The sequence below is a fragment of the Neptuniibacter sp. QD34_54 genome, assembly GCF_047778055.1.
Classification (GTDB): domain Bacteria; phylum Pseudomonadota; class Gammaproteobacteria; order Pseudomonadales; family Balneatricaceae; genus Neptuniibacter.
This window is the reverse complement of the sequence record NZ_CP180546.1, coordinates 2,240,533-2,257,531: the sequence shown is the minus strand read 5'-3', so window position 1 is coordinate 2,257,531 and position 16,999 is coordinate 2,240,533. Positions and strand designations below refer to the sequence as shown.

The 16,999-nt window shown below is 43.8% G+C and carries 15 protein-coding genes; 7 read left to right on the top strand and 8 right to left on the bottom strand.

The genetic code is table 11. The annotated features are described in order from the left end of the window. Nucleotides 1–18: 18 nt before the first annotated feature. Together ACMXYP_RS10250 and ACMXYP_RS10245 are read left to right on the top strand one after the other, a co-directional pair. Entirely contained in the window at nt 19–501 is a 483-nt protein-coding gene (locus ACMXYP_RS10250; RefSeq protein ID WP_415881544.1) for a hypothetical protein, read from the top strand. Nucleotides 502–504: 3 nt separating this feature from the next. Continuing rightward, nucleotides 505–1,152: a hypothetical protein gene (locus ACMXYP_RS10245; protein WP_415881543.1), complete on the top strand. Its 648-nt coding sequence runs from the start codon at nt 505–507 to the stop codon at nt 1,150–1,152. A 226-nt stretch (nt 1,153–1,378) separates the two neighbouring features. Here ACMXYP_RS10245 and ACMXYP_RS10240 read toward each other — a convergent pair whose 3' ends face one another. From ACMXYP_RS10240 to ACMXYP_RS10220, 5 genes are all read right to left on the bottom strand, one after another. After that, entirely contained in the window at nt 1,379–1,771 is a 393-nt protein-coding gene (locus ACMXYP_RS10240; protein WP_415881542.1) for a sirohydrochlorin chelatase, read from the bottom strand. Nucleotides 1,772–2,133: 362 nt separating this feature from the next. Next, on the bottom strand, nt 2,134–3,003 hold the full coding sequence (locus ACMXYP_RS10235) for an MYG1 family protein (protein ID WP_415881541.1): 870 nt from the start codon (nt 3,001–3,003) through the stop codon (nt 2,134–2,136). Between the two features lie 221 nt (nt 3,004–3,224). Further along, a complete protein-coding gene (locus tag ACMXYP_RS10230; protein ID WP_415881540.1) occupies nt 3,225–3,467 on the bottom strand; it encodes a hypothetical protein in 243 nt (80 codons plus the stop codon). Nucleotides 3,468–3,499: 32 nt separating this feature from the next. Next, complete coding sequence (locus tag ACMXYP_RS10225; RefSeq protein ID WP_415881539.1) at nt 3,500–5,302, bottom strand: Na/Pi cotransporter family protein; 1,803 nt, start codon at nt 5,300–5,302, stop codon at nt 3,500–3,502. A gap of 93 nt (nt 5,303–5,395) precedes the next feature. After that, complete coding sequence (locus ACMXYP_RS10220; RefSeq protein WP_415881538.1) at nt 5,396–6,967, bottom strand: inorganic phosphate transporter; 1,572 nt, start codon at nt 6,965–6,967, stop codon at nt 5,396–5,398. A 328-nt stretch (nt 6,968–7,295) separates the two neighbouring features. On the opposite strand from ACMXYP_RS10220, the gene ACMXYP_RS10215 reads away from it, so the two are divergent. Both ACMXYP_RS10215 and ACMXYP_RS10210 read left to right on the top strand, forming a co-directional pair. Beyond that, entirely contained in the window at nt 7,296–7,514 is a 219-nt protein-coding gene (locus ACMXYP_RS10215; protein ID WP_415881537.1) for an addiction module protein, read from the top strand. Nucleotides 7,515–7,523: 9 nt separating this feature from the next. Continuing rightward, nucleotides 7,524–7,817, top strand: coding sequence for a type II toxin-antitoxin system RelE/ParE family toxin (locus ACMXYP_RS10210; RefSeq protein ID WP_415881536.1), 294 nt, complete (start codon nt 7,524–7,526; stop codon nt 7,815–7,817). Nucleotides 7,818–8,407: 590 nt separating this feature from the next. Here ACMXYP_RS10210 and ACMXYP_RS10205 read toward each other — a convergent pair. Further along, on the bottom strand, nt 8,408–8,809 hold the full coding sequence (locus tag ACMXYP_RS10205; RefSeq protein WP_415881535.1) for a hypothetical protein: 402 nt from the start codon (nt 8,807–8,809) through the stop codon (nt 8,408–8,410). 469 nt (nt 8,810–9,278) lie between these two features. Further along, on the bottom strand, nt 9,279–12,929 hold the full coding sequence (gene metH / locus ACMXYP_RS10200; protein WP_415884662.1) for a methionine synthase: 3,651 nt from the start codon (nt 12,927–12,929) through the stop codon (nt 9,279–9,281). Nucleotides 12,930–13,495: 566 nt separating this feature from the next. On the opposite strand from metH, the gene panD reads away from it, so the two are divergent. The 3 genes from panD (at nt 13,496) to ACMXYP_RS10185 (ending at nt 16,112) form a co-directional block, all read left to right on the top strand. After that, nucleotides 13,496–13,930, top strand: coding sequence for an aspartate 1-decarboxylase (gene panD / locus ACMXYP_RS10195; RefSeq protein ID WP_415881534.1), 435 nt, complete (start codon nt 13,496–13,498; stop codon nt 13,928–13,930). A 226-nt stretch (nt 13,931–14,156) separates the two neighbouring features. Further along, on the top strand, nt 14,157–14,774 hold the full coding sequence (thrH, locus tag ACMXYP_RS10190; RefSeq protein WP_415881533.1) for a bifunctional phosphoserine phosphatase/homoserine phosphotransferase ThrH: 618 nt from the start codon (nt 14,157–14,159) through the stop codon (nt 14,772–14,774). Between the two features lie 156 nt (nt 14,775–14,930). Next, nucleotides 14,931–16,112, top strand: a complete 1,182-nt coding sequence (locus tag ACMXYP_RS10185) for an HD domain-containing phosphohydrolase (protein ID WP_415881532.1) — start codon at nt 14,931–14,933, stop codon at nt 16,110–16,112. Here ACMXYP_RS10185 and ACMXYP_RS10180 read toward each other — a convergent pair. Beyond that, nucleotides 16,084–16,992, bottom strand: a complete 909-nt coding sequence (locus ACMXYP_RS10180; protein WP_415881531.1) for a TIGR02285 family protein — start codon at nt 16,990–16,992, stop codon at nt 16,084–16,086. The genes ACMXYP_RS10185 and ACMXYP_RS10180 overlap by 29 nt on opposite strands. Nucleotides 16,993–16,999 lie beyond the last annotated feature (7 nt).

Sequence of the window (16,999 nt, the reverse complement as noted above, 5' to 3'; positions counted from 1 at the left end):
TACGATGGAACGTGAATTATGTTGTTTTATTTAGGAGTTTTTGCCGTATTTTGTTTGTCAGCTTTATTCGCTTTTGCTCAACTAACCTCGATGTGGGAAGGGAAATTTCATAAATTTGAGGATACTGTATATAAGCTTAAAATATTGAATCCTGGTAATGGTACTAAATATACAGGGGCTTTGTTTGGTATTAAGGCTAATGAAGGCTATGACTATTCCTTCAAAAGAGAGAGCTCCGAAGATAGGTTTTTTAAGCGGGTAGGCCTTACTTATAAATATAAAGTTGGTGATTCAAAGTTTGATGATCTTGTTTTTATAGTCTCAGATAATATCAGTTTACTTAAGAAACTATCCGATTGCCCTAAACTTACTTCTTTAATTCTAGAAATCTTTGCTTGCCCTGACGGAAATAAGTTATTCGTTGAAAAAATTAGACATGGTGCAGGCTGCCTCTCGGTTGAATTCGGAACTCATGGTAAGTTTGATCAGCATGATGTCTAAGAATTGGCGCCAAAGCTAATTCCTCTTTTAGAACAGTTGGCCGAAGAAATCCATCAAGTACCCATATGTTTAAACTCGTTTTATAAAAAGCTTAAAAAGTATATTGCAGGTTTGTTATTGGGTATTAGTTCTGCATTGGTAATTGTTGGCTCTGTTCAATATATATCAATGCCTTCGTCCTATGAAAATATAATAGTTGAGCCATTTTGGTTATATCTTCACACCTTCATTTTTGGAAGTGTAGGAGTTCTATTGTTAGCTGTATTGACGATATTGACGTTAGGCAAAAAATCAGGATTTCATTTGGTATTGTCAGAAATAATTTTAATCGGGGGAGTTGGATCATTCCTAATGTCTTACACCCAGCTTGAACATATTAATCGCGCATATGATGAATCTGAGGCTGAAGTTTTCTATGTGAATATTTTGAACAAAAGAGAAGTTACAACTAACAATAATCAAAAATATTACCTACGCACAGAAGGTTGGGATGGAAACAATCAGAGACAAGAAATTAGGGTGAATTCTGATTTATATTCAGCTTCATCTATCGGTGGGAAACTGAGTGTTCATCAAAAGTCCGGTAGGTTGGGTTATCGGTGGGTTCCTAGATTATACGCGATGAATAAAGTCTATTATGGCAACAACTAGTCACCGAAACATGCGTTGCTTAATGCATGGATTTGATAACAAGTTAGATTCAAATGAGGTTGAAGCATTTGATAGATTTCGTGAAGAAAATGAGATCTTGGATTCCAAGTAAGCAGAGTTCAAAAAAGCGTTGCTCCAAAAGCTTCAGCATACTCAATCTAACTAGCAGATTATAAGGGGCTCGGACTCCGTATATGCATTAATGGGTTATTAGAAAAGGGTTGTCTTAACTAGCCATAGCGCTGTCTACAGTGTCGTGTGTAACAAGTACCTGTTCTAGTAACCCAAGCATCATTAGCGAGCTTCCAAGGTGTGGAAGCACCTCAACATTGATATTTTTATTCCTCATAGATGCTCTCTCGGCTTCTTGAGGGATATCTTCATGAACGTGTATACCGGCGGATAAAAAGTAGGGCAGTATTTTTATGTCAGTCGATCCTTGTTGGATGCACTTATCTATTGCTTCCTCTATCGAAGGGCGCGCTAATTCTAGGAATGCGGTCTCGATAATCGGGTATTCATTTTCAATCTTGTTCTGGAGAGAGGCCGTTAGCTCAAGTACTTCGTTGTTAGAACGTTCACGTCTACTACCGTGGGCCACAATGACGAGTGACTTCATCATATTTCCTGTCAATGTTGGGTTATATGTACAACTAAACTAAGTTCAGAATTGAGCTTTATTAAGCCTCCAAGGCTTCCCTTCACAAGTGTGATAATGCTTACATGTTTTTCGACAGCCTCTGCATGGAAGTCTGTTGTTGGAGGAGGGCTTGTTTGTACTTGATGAATCAGGAGTGGTTTTCATGCATCACCGGCTTCTATTGACTGGTTAAGCACTATTTACGCGGGTTGAATCTGTTTGGATCAGAATTGGGTGAGCAGAAAGCAGCTTTTATTTGATCCTAATTATCCTTACTTAGCTTTCTAAGAGTGGGGTGAATTAAGGGAACTGCGCTAATTAAGCCAGTTCCCTTTGATGATCTATTCTGCCAGAGCTAATTCTGCCATTTTCATTGTGCTGTCAAAGGACTCGCAGCCTGCGATAAATAGTCCGTTATGACAGAACATGGCATCGCTTATGCCTGTCTCATCTTGCAGTGCTTTACCGGATAACCCAGCCCATGCTTTAGGCAGTGATTTTTTATCCTCAAAAGAGCCGGGTTTAACTGGAATGGCCTGAATACGCCACTGACCTGTATCGGACGGATAGACGATATACAAAGCCTCTTTTGATAGGGCGTGTACGGTTCTTTTCCAAGGTGTGTACTGCTCTAACACAATCACTCGAGGGTCTTCAGCATCCTCTATAGCTTTAGCGACGATATCTTTGGCGCTGATCCCGCCGTCAGCCGATGCAATAAAGCGGTTTAAAACACGCGATGCAAAATCTACCGCTTCATCAAAGCCCTCATCGAAATGCGTATCTTCTTGCCAAGTTGGGTTAAACATAGAGATTGTTTGGCTCAGACTCACCCCTTTTGCAACGCCATCACCATAACCACAATCGATCGCATCAATGGCAGAAACCAAATCCGCATCCACCGCTTGAGCGACTTCAGCATTGCCTTGGCAAATCTCAACGCCATATTTCTGCCAAATCAATCCAAATGAGGAGTAGGGAATACCGTTCTCACGCTCACCGGCACCACCGCGTTGGTGATGATCAAACCGACCTGAGTCAGGCTCATATTCACCACCAACATCAACCACAATATCAGCCTGACGGATAAGCTCTTCATCACGTGTACGGATTAGCTTAAAAGAGGGAAAAACAGCTCTAAGCGCAGCGATACTAAAAACATCATCTGCATGAAAATTACCGCTGTGCGTTACTATCGTGATATCAGGCATTTCGATTGCGTCATTTAAGTGTGGAAAGAAGGCAGCTAACCAAACCCTAGTGAGTAGGCTCGCTATTGAGACGTGATTTTCATCGTCTAATTGATGGGCGGATACTATACGAAGGTGGCTGAGAAGAATAGGGGCTTCTGTATCTAGTGACCGTAGCTATAACTACTGATAGTGGTTAGTGTTTAGCTGGATTTTTGAGACAGGCATACTCCTTTAATGCCTTAATCTTGCTCCTTAAGCGCTGCAATGACTTTTTTGCGTTGAGCCGTGACTATATCGAGTTTCTTACTCAGGAGGTTTCTTTCTGTTTCATCTTGTTCATCAGCAATTTTTTCTTTTAGTTGTTTCTTTTTCTTTTTTAACTTTTGCTGGATGTCCTTAAGGCATCTCTTTCGTTCACCCTTTTTCAGCTTCTCATCGTTGAGATATTCTTGGGTGATTTCTAAAAGCTTAAGCAGTTTCACAATCTTAACTCCAATCAATCCATGCTGAGATGTTATTTGTTATCTTCGAGAATTTCGGCAACTTCATCATCGTTAAGTGCCACGCTGCGCACTGCCTCATTCATATCCAAATTTCCGCTAGCGAATAGGGACTCACCCATCTGGATCAGGTTTTTGGCAACACCATAAGCATAGTTGGCGTCATTCATCATTGATGTTGCCATGACTGCAGTGATTTTTTTGTCGCGAATCAGCCTTTCCATCTCACCGTTTACAGTCACGTCATTTGCTTTCATATCAAGCTTTAGATTATCTAGAGAAAGAATGTTTGAAGCATCTTCATCATCATTGCGAATATTATCCAGTTCACGCATCAGTTTACCCAGTTGAATACGGAACTTGTTGTATTCTGCTCGGATATGGCAGTTTGGGGAGAGAATGTATTGTGAAAGGTTTTTGTTCATGTGTTTGGTATCTTTAATTGCTTCCACAATGTCGCGTCCTGCGGCGCGCAGCCTGAATAACTCATCACTTTGTTCCGGGGTCATATTCGATTGCGCGCTACTGATGAACTTTACGATGTCACTGTAGAGGCCTTTGATACTCTTTTCGTACTCGTCGTCAAAATCGATTGGAATCACGTGATTGTCTTGCCTGACGACATCTTCAAGATCTTTATCCGACAAAATATCATCTCGATGTAAACTCAAGCCGTGGGCGAGAATGGCGAATGCATTGTCATACAATCTCAACGTCTCTTTACGCACCGCCTCTATCGCTGTGTCTGGTAGCTCTTCAACTGCCTCATTGAGGTAGATAGGTTTTTCTCTGGGCTGCACTGTTTCAGGCATAGCTTTAATCAAAGAGTTGGCCAGTTTCTCGATGAAAGGCATCATCGCAACCACACCGATTGCATTGAAAATGGTGTGAAATACGGCCAGCTTCAAAGTGTAATCATCTGCGGCAATACCAACCCAAGCACTGAACCCATCTACAAGATTGGCAATCTGGTAGATAAACACAATGGCGATGAACGCAGTGACCATGTTAAATATCAAGTGGGCTACAGCAAGACGTTTACCCTGCACATTGGCACTCATCGAGCCGATTATAGCCGTGATAGTGGTACCTATATTGGCACCGATGGCTAAGGCCAAAGCGTTTTCATAAGTGATCTGCTGTGCCGCCAGCGCGGTAATTATGATTACCAAGGTTGCATGACTGGACTGCATAATCACAGTCGCGGCTACCCCGATTAGGGTGAAAAGCATAATCCCGGCATAACCCGAAACTGCAAAAGCTGTTAGATCAATGGTATCGCGAAAGGCCTCAAAACCCTCTTTCATATGGTGGATGCCGAGGAATAGGAAACCGAGCCCCGCAAGAATATAGCCGATGCCGTTCATCGTTCTCGATTTCTGGAAAATCAGAATAACTCCGAATACCAGCATTGGCATAGCGTAGGCAGAAATCTTTACCTTCATCCCCAAGCCGGCAATTAGCCAAGCACCGGTGGTAGTGCCAAGGTTAGCACCAAAAATTATTCCGATTCCGGCGGCTAAGCCAATAAGACCGGCACTCAAGAAAGAGATAGTAATAACCGAAACCAATGAGCTGGATTGCATAACAGAGGTGCTGACCACACCAAATGTTAGTGATTTCCATGGGCCATCGGTCGTTTTACGTAGTATTCGCTCCAACACTCCGCCAGTGAAGGATTTGAAGCCTTCTTCAAGGGCAAGCATCCCGAAAAGGAAAATAGCAACGCCGGCAGCAATTTCCTTGAAGTTTGGACTGATCCAGAAACCCCAAGCCAAAATCGCAAGCATGGTGAATAAAATTATCTTCCTGAACATTTACGAGAGTTGCCCCTTTCGATTTTTAAAATATAACCAGTCTAAAAGGTAGAATTACAATTAGGATTTAACTTATTGAAAAATAGGCTATATCTATATTTCTAGCATCATTCCTCGTAATGTGAAGAAAAGAATGGCTGCCATGATGCCTGCCGCAGGGACGGTGATGACCCAGGCCGCAGCGATTTTTAACAATGCCGAACGTTTAACTAACTCTGTACGGTAGATTTTCTTCAGATTTTTGCGCTCTTTCTTGTTCAGCTCAGCAGACGCTTTGTGCTCTTTTAGCTGTTTGAGCAGTAGGCCTTTTTCTTCGATGCTCGCATTCTCGAATGTTTCGATGAACTGCTGAACTTTCTCTTCATCCTCTTCTGGATGATGTGCGTGTATCTCTGCGATTTTCTTCGCATAGTTGGCTTTCAAATACTCACGCAAGAAGCCAACACCGAAAACACCACCAACGGCAATATGGGTTGAAGATACTGGCAGCCCTAGCTGGGAAGCTATGATTACGGTAATCGCTGCTGCCATTGCGATAGAGAAAGCGCGCATCTGGTTAAGTTCAGTGATTTCAGAACCCACCGTTTTGATCAATTTTGGACCGTATAAGGCTAAGCCGAGCGCGATACCAAGGGCACCAATCATCATTACCCATATTGGAATGCTAGCCTTGGCAGATACTTCACCGCTCATAATGGCATCATTTATCGCGGCAAGCGGACCAACCGCATTGGCAACGTCATTCGCACCATGAGCAAAGCTCAACAGTGCCGCGGCAAAGATTAATGGGATTGTGAATAAAGAGTTAACGGAATCTTTAGTGTTCTCAAGTTTATCGGCCGCAGATCTAATCATGGGTTTTACAATCACATAAACAACGGCAGCCGCTAAAGCGCCAATTAATGCGGCAGTGGTAAAGTCTAGTTTCCAGATTTTCTTCAGACCTTTCAGAGCCAAGTAAGTAGAGAACGCCCAAGCCATGACAGTAACTAAAATAGGTACCCATTTTTTGGCCGCGGCAATCATGTCGCTTTGATAAGTAATGTTCTTTTTGATGAGCATTAGGAAAGACGCAGCTATCACACCACCCATTACAGGGGAGATAACCCAACTGGCGGCAATCATGCCCATTTTGTCCCAGTTGGCGACAGCAACGCCACCGGCAGCCATACCGGCACCTAACACGCCACCTACAATGGAGTGAGTAGTAGAGACCGGCGCACCTAATGAAGTGGCGATATTAAGCCATATTGCCGCAGAGAGAAGGGCGGCCATCATTAGCCAGATAAATGTATCCGCATCCTGAATTATTTCAGGATTGATGATCCCTTTTTTGATGGTACTAACGACATCACCACCGGCCAATAAAGCCCCGGCTGCTTCGAAAACTGCAGCAATGATAATGGCGCCAGTCAATGATAAAGCCTTGGAACCAACGGCTGGACCTACGTTGTTTGCCACATCATTAGCACCGATATTCATCGCCATATAGCCACCTATCATGGCCGCAGCAACAAGCATTATTCCGTTTGGAACGTTACCCACTGTCGAGTAACTGTACATAATGACCCCTACAATAAAGAGGACTGCGTAGCCCAGCCTGACGATTTCTGGTCTGCCGAAGAGTGTAGCCTGCTCTAGTTTGTCGAGTTGGTTGATATCCACTTCCGTTTTACTCCTCAGGTTTTCACCTTAATGGACGAATTTTCAGGAATTATCATGTAGCCCCGAAGTGTTCCGTTCGTCACGAAATAGAAATATATGATTAACAAATTTAACTTTCTGCATGGTTTAAAACCATTGAGCAGATCAATAAAACAAGCATTAAATAAATCCGAGAAGGTGAGCTTTTGGTAAATGGGAGTCAGATTTTTAAAGGGGGGATTGGAGCAATGGTTTTTCCTAGCCGCAGCCGACCTGTTAAATATATTTTGCTATGTGCTTTGAATATCCTCAAATGCTAGACTGAGAGCAGAAATTTATCGGAGGCTCTATGTCAGCTGCATTCGAAAGAGTTATTGATGAAATAGACTCCTTGTCCCCAAAGGAGAAGGCGCTTGTGGCTCATCGTCTGATTGAATCACTGGATTCAGCACAAGATGACGATGCTGAGCAAGCTTGGAAAGAATTAGCTGAAAAGCGGCATGATGCTTTGTTATCTGGCGAAGCTAAAGCTATATCTTGGGAAGAGATAAAACAGCAGGTAAAGTAAAGGGCTAGGATGCCAGATATCAAATTTCACCCGGATGTGAGCCAAGAAGTCAGAACTGCATACCAATGGTATGAAGAGCAAGCCCAAGGGTTAGGCGATGACTTTCTTATCGAGCTTGAATATTCATTTAAGCTTATCCGAAAACAACCAAATACGTGGCCTGCTTTTAGTGCAAGAACACGTCGTTTCCTCCTAAATAAATTTCCTTTTTCTGTCATCTATACCCCATCTACAGAAGTCATTTTGGTGTTGGCTGTTATGCATAATCGTAAAAGGCCCGGCTATTGGGAGGAGAGGGAATGAGTAAGCTAGGAATTAGATTTAGATTAGGGAGCTAAAAAGGGCTTTGACCCCTTTAATTTTCTTCACTTCACTTTCAGTCGGCATAATCATTTGTTAATTACACATAACGCTCAAAGCAATTGCGCACATCGCGCGTTGGATGCCTGTTCTTGTTATAAGCTACTTATGTGTAGCCCATTTGGGGAGGCCGCAATTTGAGCACTTATTGCCTACTAGCGGCGAACTAAAATTAGAATACTTGGATTGGCAGCTTGGACATTTGAAGTTCATTAACCGATATCCAGTAAACCAAAAAAATGGAGCCCAAATAGCAAGGGCTAATAATCCAGAATAGGCTAAACCAAATAATGAGTTCAGAACAAAGTTTAATAAAGGGCCTATAAACAGCCAACCTACCCAGGATGCATAGAATAGATTCCTTCTTAAACGAAAATCTTTCCAACTCGCTTCAAAATCCACTTCCATGGGCACCTTACTTATAACGCCCGGTTAAGGCGCGACCAATATGTAGCTGCCTTTGTGTTAACTTAAGAGCGAAGCGAACAACACAAAGGCAGCGGAGTGTTGGACGTCGGATTTTCAACCGTTTGTTATGCATTTTTCACCAGCACACAATCACCATCAACTGCCTTACAAACAAGCTCAATACTCGAGGTCTGAAACTGTATAGAAAGAACAATATGATAATTAGGCTTTCTGGGGTCACTAACTTGAACCGTCACAATGCTTTGATTTTCGTATTCCGAAGTTAAATTTTGAACTAGGACATCATCGTCCTTATCATCCTCTACCATACACTCTTCATATGCATCTATTCCACAGTACCAGCCATCGATAAAAATTCGATACCATTTATTTGATGGAGCTACTTGGAGCCAGATAAGAAAGATATTGCCAGTATTTGCGTCATCCAAAGTATAAAGCGCCGATACAACGCTCCCCTCTAATTGGTCGATACTGCCAGAACAATCTTGGAAGATACGATTAAACACTACAATCCTCAATATGCATAACAGCTAAATATATGTCAATTTGACGTGTTTAAACGCGTCAAATTGACATATATCTCCAAGATATGGAATTAGAAAGGGCGGGCAATATTCTGATTTTCATAAACTTTCCTTGTTTAGCTTTCGTAGGCTTTTGGGAAAAAGCGTCAATTTGACTTACTATCCTTACACAACCTACGAACGTATTAAATGCTGTATGTAAAAACAGTAAAATTATCTGCTTTAACTTATGTTTGAATTGAGCTTCTTACAGCTATGTTTTAGTTCTGTTAAAACTTCAAATGTAAGAGGAGTGTTGTGTTGATTAATTGGCCTTTCCTACAAGGCTTAAGCATAAAAAAACCGAACCCCAAAGGTTCGGTTTTTTGCTTTTTCTAACAGCCACGAAGTGGCGTTCTAAAAGCGAAGCGATCTCTAGCCGAAGGCGTCCTCTAGGCGAAGCCGTCCTAAGTTACCCCTCCTCAGGCTCATAGCCCAAGTTTGGTGCCAACCAACGTTCAGCTTCTTTCATCTCCATACCTTTACGCTTCGCATAGCTTTCTACTTGGTCTTCACTGATTTTCGCAACACCGAAGTATTGTGATTCAGGGTGGCTGAAGTAGAAGCCGCTTACTGCTGCGGTTGGCAGCATTGCGTAAGAGTCGGTAATGGTCATGCCAGTGTTCTTCTCAACGTCTAGCAGTTCCCAAAGTAGGCCTTTCTCTGTGTGCTCTGGGCACGCAGGGTAACCTGGAGCAGGGCGGATGCCTTTGTATTTCTCGGCGATCAGGTCTTCGTTGGATAGCCGCTCGTCAGATGCGTAACCCCAGATCTCTTTACGCACTTTATCGTGCATCATCTCAGCTAGGGCTTCTGCAAAACGGTCTGCCAAGGCTTTTACCATGATGGAGTTGTAGTCATCGTGGTCCGCTTCGTATTTCTCTACCAATTCATCACAGCCATGACCTGCAGTGACCGCAAAGGCACCAAGGTAATCTTGCTTGCCAGTTTCTTTTGGCGCTACGAAGTCGGTTAGACACATATTGGCTTTGCCAGCGACTTTTTCAGTTTGCTGACGTAGGTGATGTAGCTGCATCAGTACTTCGCTGCGGCTTTCATCTGTGTATAGCTCAATATCGTCGTGGTTGACGCTGTTTGCTGGGAAGATTCCAACAACCGCTTTAGCGGTTAGTAGTTTCTGATCAACCAAGTCTTTTAGCATCGCTTGAGCATCTGCAAATAGGCGAGTCGCTTCTTCACCGATGATCTCATCATTCAAGATGCGAGGGTAACGACCGGCTAGTTCCCACGAGTGGAAGAATGGCGTCCAGTCGAAGTACTCTTGAATATCGCTTAGGGCAATATCATCAAATACATGAATGCCCGGTTTTAGCGGTGCTGGTGGAGTGTAGTTATCCCACTCGATTTGGTATTTGTTTTCACGCGCAGCTTCAAGTGTGACACGACGCTTGTCATTCATACGGGCAGCATGACGATCACGTACCGCTTGGTACTCTTCTTGAATCTCTTTTACGTAACCGGCTTTCTTCTCGCCTAGTAGGTTAGAGGCAACGTTTACTGCACGAGAAGCGTTAGTTACGTGTACCACTTGATCGCGGTGGAATACTGGATCGATCTTAACCGAGGTGTGAGCTTTAGATGTAGTTGCACCACCGATCAGAAGCGGAATATTAAATTCCTGACGTTCCATCTCTTTGGCAACGTGAACCATCTCATCTAGAGATGGGGTGATCAGACCAGATAGGCCGATTAGATCAGCGTTCTCTTCACGTGCAGTACGCAGGATTGTTTCTGCTGGCACCATTACGCCAAGGTCGATGATCTCGTAGTTGTTACATTGCAGTACTACACCGACGATGTTTTTACCGATATCGTGTACGTCACCTTTTACAGTTGCCAGTACAATCTTACCGTTAGAGCTGCTTGCACCATCTTTCTCTTCTTCGATAAACGGCATTAGGTAGGCAACGGCTTTCTTCATTACACGTGCAGATTTTACTACCTGTGGTAGGAACATCTTACCGGCACCGAAGAGGTCACCCACCACGCTCATACCGTCCATCAATGGGCCTTCAATTACATGAAGTGGGCGGTCGTGGTTTTGACGGGCTTCTTCGGTGTCGTCTTCGATAAATTCGGTGATACCTTTAACCAGAGCGTGCTCAAGACGTTTATTTACGTCCCACTCGCGCCACTCTTGCGTTTTAGTATCTTCTTGTTGCGAACCATCGCCGCGGTATTTCTCAGCAATATCCAGTAGGCGTTCAGTGCCGTCTTCACGCGTATTCTGGATAACGTCTTCTACTGCTAAACGTAGTTCTTCTGGTAGGTCATCGTAGATTGCCAACTGACCGGCGTTAACGATACCCATATCCATGCCTTGCTGAATTGCATGGTAAAGGAACACGCAGTGGATCGCTTCACGCACCGGGTTGTTACCACGGAAGGAGAAGGATACGTTGGAAACACCACCGGAGATCTTCGCATAAGGTAGGTTCTTTTTGATCCAGCCTGTTGCTTGAATAAAGTCGACTGCGTAGTTGTTGTGCTCTTCGATACCGGTTGCTACGGCAAAGATGTTTGGATCGAAGATGATGTCTTCTGGTGGGTAGCCCACTTTATCGACAAGTACGCGGTAGGAGCGTTCACAGATCTCGATCTTACGCTCGTAAGTATCGGCCTGACCTGTTTCATCAAAGGCCATTACCACTACAGCGGCACCGTAGCGGCGAAGCTTTTTCGCTTGCTCGATAAAGTTCTCTTCGCCTTCTTTAAGGCTGATCGAGTTAACAACGCCTTTACCTTGGATGCACTGAAGACCGGCTTCGATTACATCCCACTTAGAGGAGTCGATCATGATCGGTACGCAAGCGATGTCTGGCTCAGATGCGATCAGGTTAAGGAATTTAACCATCGCTGCGTGAGCATCCAACATGCCTTCGTCCATGTTGATATCGATAATCTGGGCACCGTTCTCAACCTGTTGGCGAGCAACATCCAGCGCTGTCTCGTAGTCCTGCTCTTTGATCAAACGTTTGAACATCGCAGAACCGGTAACGTTGGTACGCTCACCAACGTTAACGAATAGGGTATCTTCGCCAATGTTCATTGGCTCAAGGCCCGATAGGCGGCACTCTACTGGAAGATCTGGAAGCTTTCGTGGCTCAGCTTTTTCGGCTGCTTCACGAATCGCTTTGATGTGTGCTGGGGTCGTACCGCAGCAGCCACCGATAATATTTAGGAAACCGGACTGCGCCCATTCGCCGATCTCTTCGGCCATCTGCTCAGGTGTTTCGTCGTAACCACCAAAGGCATTTGGTAGACCTGCGTTAGGGTGAGCAGAAACGTGAGTCTCAGAGATACGAGACAGTTCTTCTACATACTGACGTAGCTCATTAGGACCTAGCGCACAGTTAAGGCCAACCGAGATTGGCTTAGCGTGGCGAACGGAGTTCCAGAATGCTTCGGTCGTTTGACCGGATAGGGTACGACCGGATGCATCGGTGATCGTACCGGAGATCATTACTGGCAGACGGATATCGTTTTCTTCGAAGTAAGTTTCTACTGCGTAGATAGCCGCTTTCGCATTTAGAGTATCGAAAATAGTTTCGATTAGGATGATGTCAGAACCACCCTCAATCAGACCGTCGATAGATTCTGTGTACGCTTCAACTAGCTCATTGAAGGAAACGTTACGGTAAGCTGGATCGTTTACATCGGGAGAAATGGAACAAGTACGGTTTGTTGGGCCAAGCACACCTGCTACATAGCGTGGGCGATCCGGTGTTTCGGCTGTAATTTCGTCACAAGCTTCGCGAGCAATACGTGCGGCTTCTAAGTTGATCTCACGGCTGAGTGATTCCATCTCGTAATCAGCCATAGCGATCTGAGTCGCGTTGAAGGTATTGGTCTCGATGATATCAGCACCGGCCAATAGGTATTCTTTGTGAATTGCTTTGATGATGTCTGGCTTAGTCAGTACCAAAAGGTCGTTATTACCTTTGACCTCGATGTGCCAGTCTGCGAAACGCTCGCCGCGGTAATCCGCTTCTTCAAGCTTGTAATCCTGAATCATGGTGCCCATACCACCATCCAGAATCATAATGCGTTTTTTAAGGCTCTCTGAAAGCGTTTCAATCAAAGTTTTATCGGTCACAGTTAAATACCTAAATCAGCGACTACTAGAATAAGAGCGCTATTGTAAATCAATTAGTTAAGAAAGGGAGTGAGGAAAGTTAATCTATTGATGAACTTCGCTCAATTTGAGCTGAGCAAAGCTAATAAATAGCACTAATTTAGCTATGTCTTTAGTATTGGGTCCTATATGAGGGGCGGGTATTAAATCTGTTTGTGCTAAAGAATGCTCAATAACCCCTTAATATTTTCCCAGATGGTGGTAGAATAGCCGCCCTTTGTGCAGTGCGAATATATCTCGAAGGGCATAAATGTCAGTCCTTTAGACGTTTTTCGTATTATGTGCAGCGCAAAATACTGGTTAAAATGCCGTTTTTTGTGGACGAGCTTACCTGTCATACCGTTAAAAAGGGTAGAAACAGGTACAGCGTTGATGTGTTACTCATATTTATTCGGCCAAAAGCTGAGATGAGTAGCGAAAGGGGGCAACCGGGGTTAACCCTGGTTAAGATGAGCAAACGCAGGATTTAGTCTATGCTGCAGACATTCTTAAAGTGCAAGCTACACCGTGTAACAGTAACTCACGCTGAGCTTCACTATGAAGGTTCATGTGCAATTGATGGTGTACTGCTTGATAAGTCAGGCATTCGTGAATACGAATTAATTCACATTTACAACATCAATAATGGTGAGCGTTTTACCACTTATGCAATCCGTGCAGAAGAGAACAGCGGTATTATCTCTGTAAATGGTGCGGCGGCGCATAAAGCAAGTAAAGGTGATCTACTGATCATCGCTTCTTACGTTCAATTGGACGACAAAGAAGTTGACGAACACCAGCCAACACTTTGCTACTTTGAAAATGCGAAGTCAGATGGCGGCGTAGGCGCAACTGATGAAGAGCTTCATCAGCGCAACGTGCTAACAGGTATGAAACGCGCAATTCCTGTTCAGCCGAAAGATATCTGATCAAGATTTTTTAAAAGCCACTCACCACCGAGTGGCTTTTTTGTTTAGAGAACCCGCCGAGTGCGGGTTTTCTTTTGTCTGTGAGTTTGTAGTGAATCCCGCTGGCGTATGAATTTTTAGGCCTAATATCGCCTTGCATGGTAGGGCTATTGCGGGTAAATTGGCGCCCAGAATATTGCTTAGGCAAACATAATAAGCACACCAAAATACAATTTAGGAGTTACACGTGGAACTCGCATGTCTTGACCTTGAAGGGGTATTGATCCCAGAAATCTGGATCGCTTTTGCTGAAGAAACTGGTATTGAAGAATTAAAAGCGACGACTCGTGATATTCCTTGTTACGACGAGCTAATGCAGCAGCGTCTTCGCATTCTTGATGAGCACGGTCTAAAACTGCCGCAGATTCAGGAAACAATCAGCAAGCTTGAGCCTCTTGAAGGTGCTGTTGAGTTTGTTAACTGGTTGCGTGAGCGTTTTCAGGTTGTGATCCTATCTGATACCTTCTACGAATTCTCTCAGCCGCTAATGCGTCAGCTAGGCTTCCCAGCACTTCTTTGCCACAAGCTAGAAGTAGACGAAGATGGCCGTATCACTGATTACACTTTGCGTCAGAAAGATCCTAAGCGTCAGTCTGTTCGTGCGTTCCAGTTGTTGAACTACCGTGTAATCTCTGCGGGCGATTCTTACAACGATACAACTATGCTTAAGCAAGCAGAAGCGGGTATCTTGTTCCACGCGCCTGATAATGTAATTGCTGAGTTCCCTCAGTTCCCAGCAGTACACACGTACGAAGATCTGAAGAAAGAATTTATCAAGGCAAGTAACCGCGATCTAAGCCTGTAAGCTCTTTCTTACTTAATCTACTGCTCAAAAAAAGTCTATATTGGGCAGTAGATTAGGCATTCTCCCCAAGCCTTTCTTATTAGTTTTTGTTAATATATTTCCCGTCGTCGTTTAAGCGCCGGATTTATTCTTCCTCTTATTTAAGGTGTTTACCCTATGCCTCTGGCAAAGATTATCAGTGCTAATTCTCTATTAACCGACCAATTGGTTGGTATTTTGTCTGAGGACTATCAACTGGAAATATCTTCTTGCTTGAGAGAGGTGTGTGTAGATAGTGATCTAGTGTTACTTGATCATGGCCTTGTTGGCCAGTATGACGAATCTGAATTAGTTACGGCTATCCAGCAGTATGAGCACCTGCATGTTCCGGTCATTTTAGTTTGGAACAATGCGGAGGAAGATTATCGTGAGTTCGCGATCGAAGTAGGATGTTCTGATTATTTAAGACCGCCGTTTTTTCCATCGGTTGTAAATGCCAAGTGCAAAACTTATATCAGCTTGGCTAAACTCAAGCAGAACTTTACATCGCGTGCAGGAACAGGTGTGCCTACGAGTGCAGTACCTGCTGGTGATCTAGTTGATGTCACAGAGCTATTGGCCGTTCAAGATGCGGCAATCTTATGTTTGGCGACGATTGCTAGAATTCGTGACCATTCTACCGGGAATCATATTCTTAGAACTCAGCATTATGTAAAAGCATTAGCTGAGCACCTTTATAAGAATCCTGCTTATCATGACGAGCTGGATGCAGAGACCATTGAACTGTACTACAAGACTTCAGCTCTGCACGATATCGGTAAAGTGGGTATTCCAGATCATATCCTTCAAAAACCGGGTGAATTAACAGCTGAAGAGTATCGTGTGATGAAAACTCATACGGTTTTAGGTTATCAGGCAGTAACTTCGGCGCAACAATTGCTGGATAGTTCATCCAGCGGTAAAGCGGTTAAGTTCTTGGAGCTAGCTCAGCAAGTTACCTTGAGTCACCACGAGCGATGGGATGGAGAAGGTTATCCGCAAGGCTTGAAAGGCGAAAACATTCCATTGATCGCGCGTTTAATGGCGGTGGCTGATGTTTATGATGCGATGATCTCTCGTAGGCCTTACAAAAGTGCGGTAGATCATCAACGAGTGACTAATGTTATTGTTTCCGGTCGCGGTACTCATTTTGATCCAGCAGTTGTGGATGCGTTTTTGGATCTACAGGATATGTTTGAAAGGATCTCTTTCAAGCTGGAGGATGTGTTCCCATCCAGTGCTGATTTGATGCTTCATTCCATGAGCGATCTTATTGCTGAAAATGATCTTGCTACGGCTGAGGAACTAGCGGGTAGTTAAATGCTTCGCGTGTAGTCCTGAGCTGTGAAGGTAGCCATTTTTGGTAGGACTCATAGATGGTTGCTTTTAACTCTTCATCTTTCTCGATCATCTGATTGAGTGTGTTTATCAGGGCTTTATTCCAGTCTCCTTTTGCACAGCCTACGTGCCCCATACTGGTTGCGGGTTGTCCCTCTAGCGGTACGAAATACAGATCTTCCTTTATATTGTGCTGTAGCTTGCTGAACTGCGCTTCTTCTGGTCGACCAATCATCGCATCTAGGCGATGGTTCTCGACCATTTGAATAAGCCTTTCCTGATCTTTTTGACCTGTTTTAACTTTGAAGATGCTATTGGGCTTAGTTTTATTATTTTGAATCACTTCGTCGATGTATGCAGAGTAGGCTCTTGCATCATGGATACTAATAGAAAGGGGCTTTTTGGTTAAAGTGTTCAGGTTAACAGGGTTGATTTTGTCTGCACTGACGCCAAATTTATGTAGGCTTCCTTTTGTGGTGACTAAGCCATTTGCATACAAACGCATTAATGGCTGACTAAAATCCATAAATTTTTGTCTTTCTTTCGAATTAACTAAAGATACATGGCAGATCGTCTGTCCCTCTTTAGCTAACTGCATTGCGCGCTTTAGGCTCATATCGCTACTGATGTGACGATAATGTTTTAACTTTCTCTTAAATAATTTGATTGCTTCATCGCCGATTCCTTGATTGCTGTATTTGCCTTTTAGGATGAATACGGGAGCAAAATCGGTTCTGGCCCATACAATGATAGGCTTTTCATTAGCTGAGATTTTTGATGGATGTTTATCGGCTACAGCAGCATTAGGGCTAGCCAGAAAGAGCATCAATAATGTGATGGATAATAGCCTGCTTCGCTGCATAGTAATT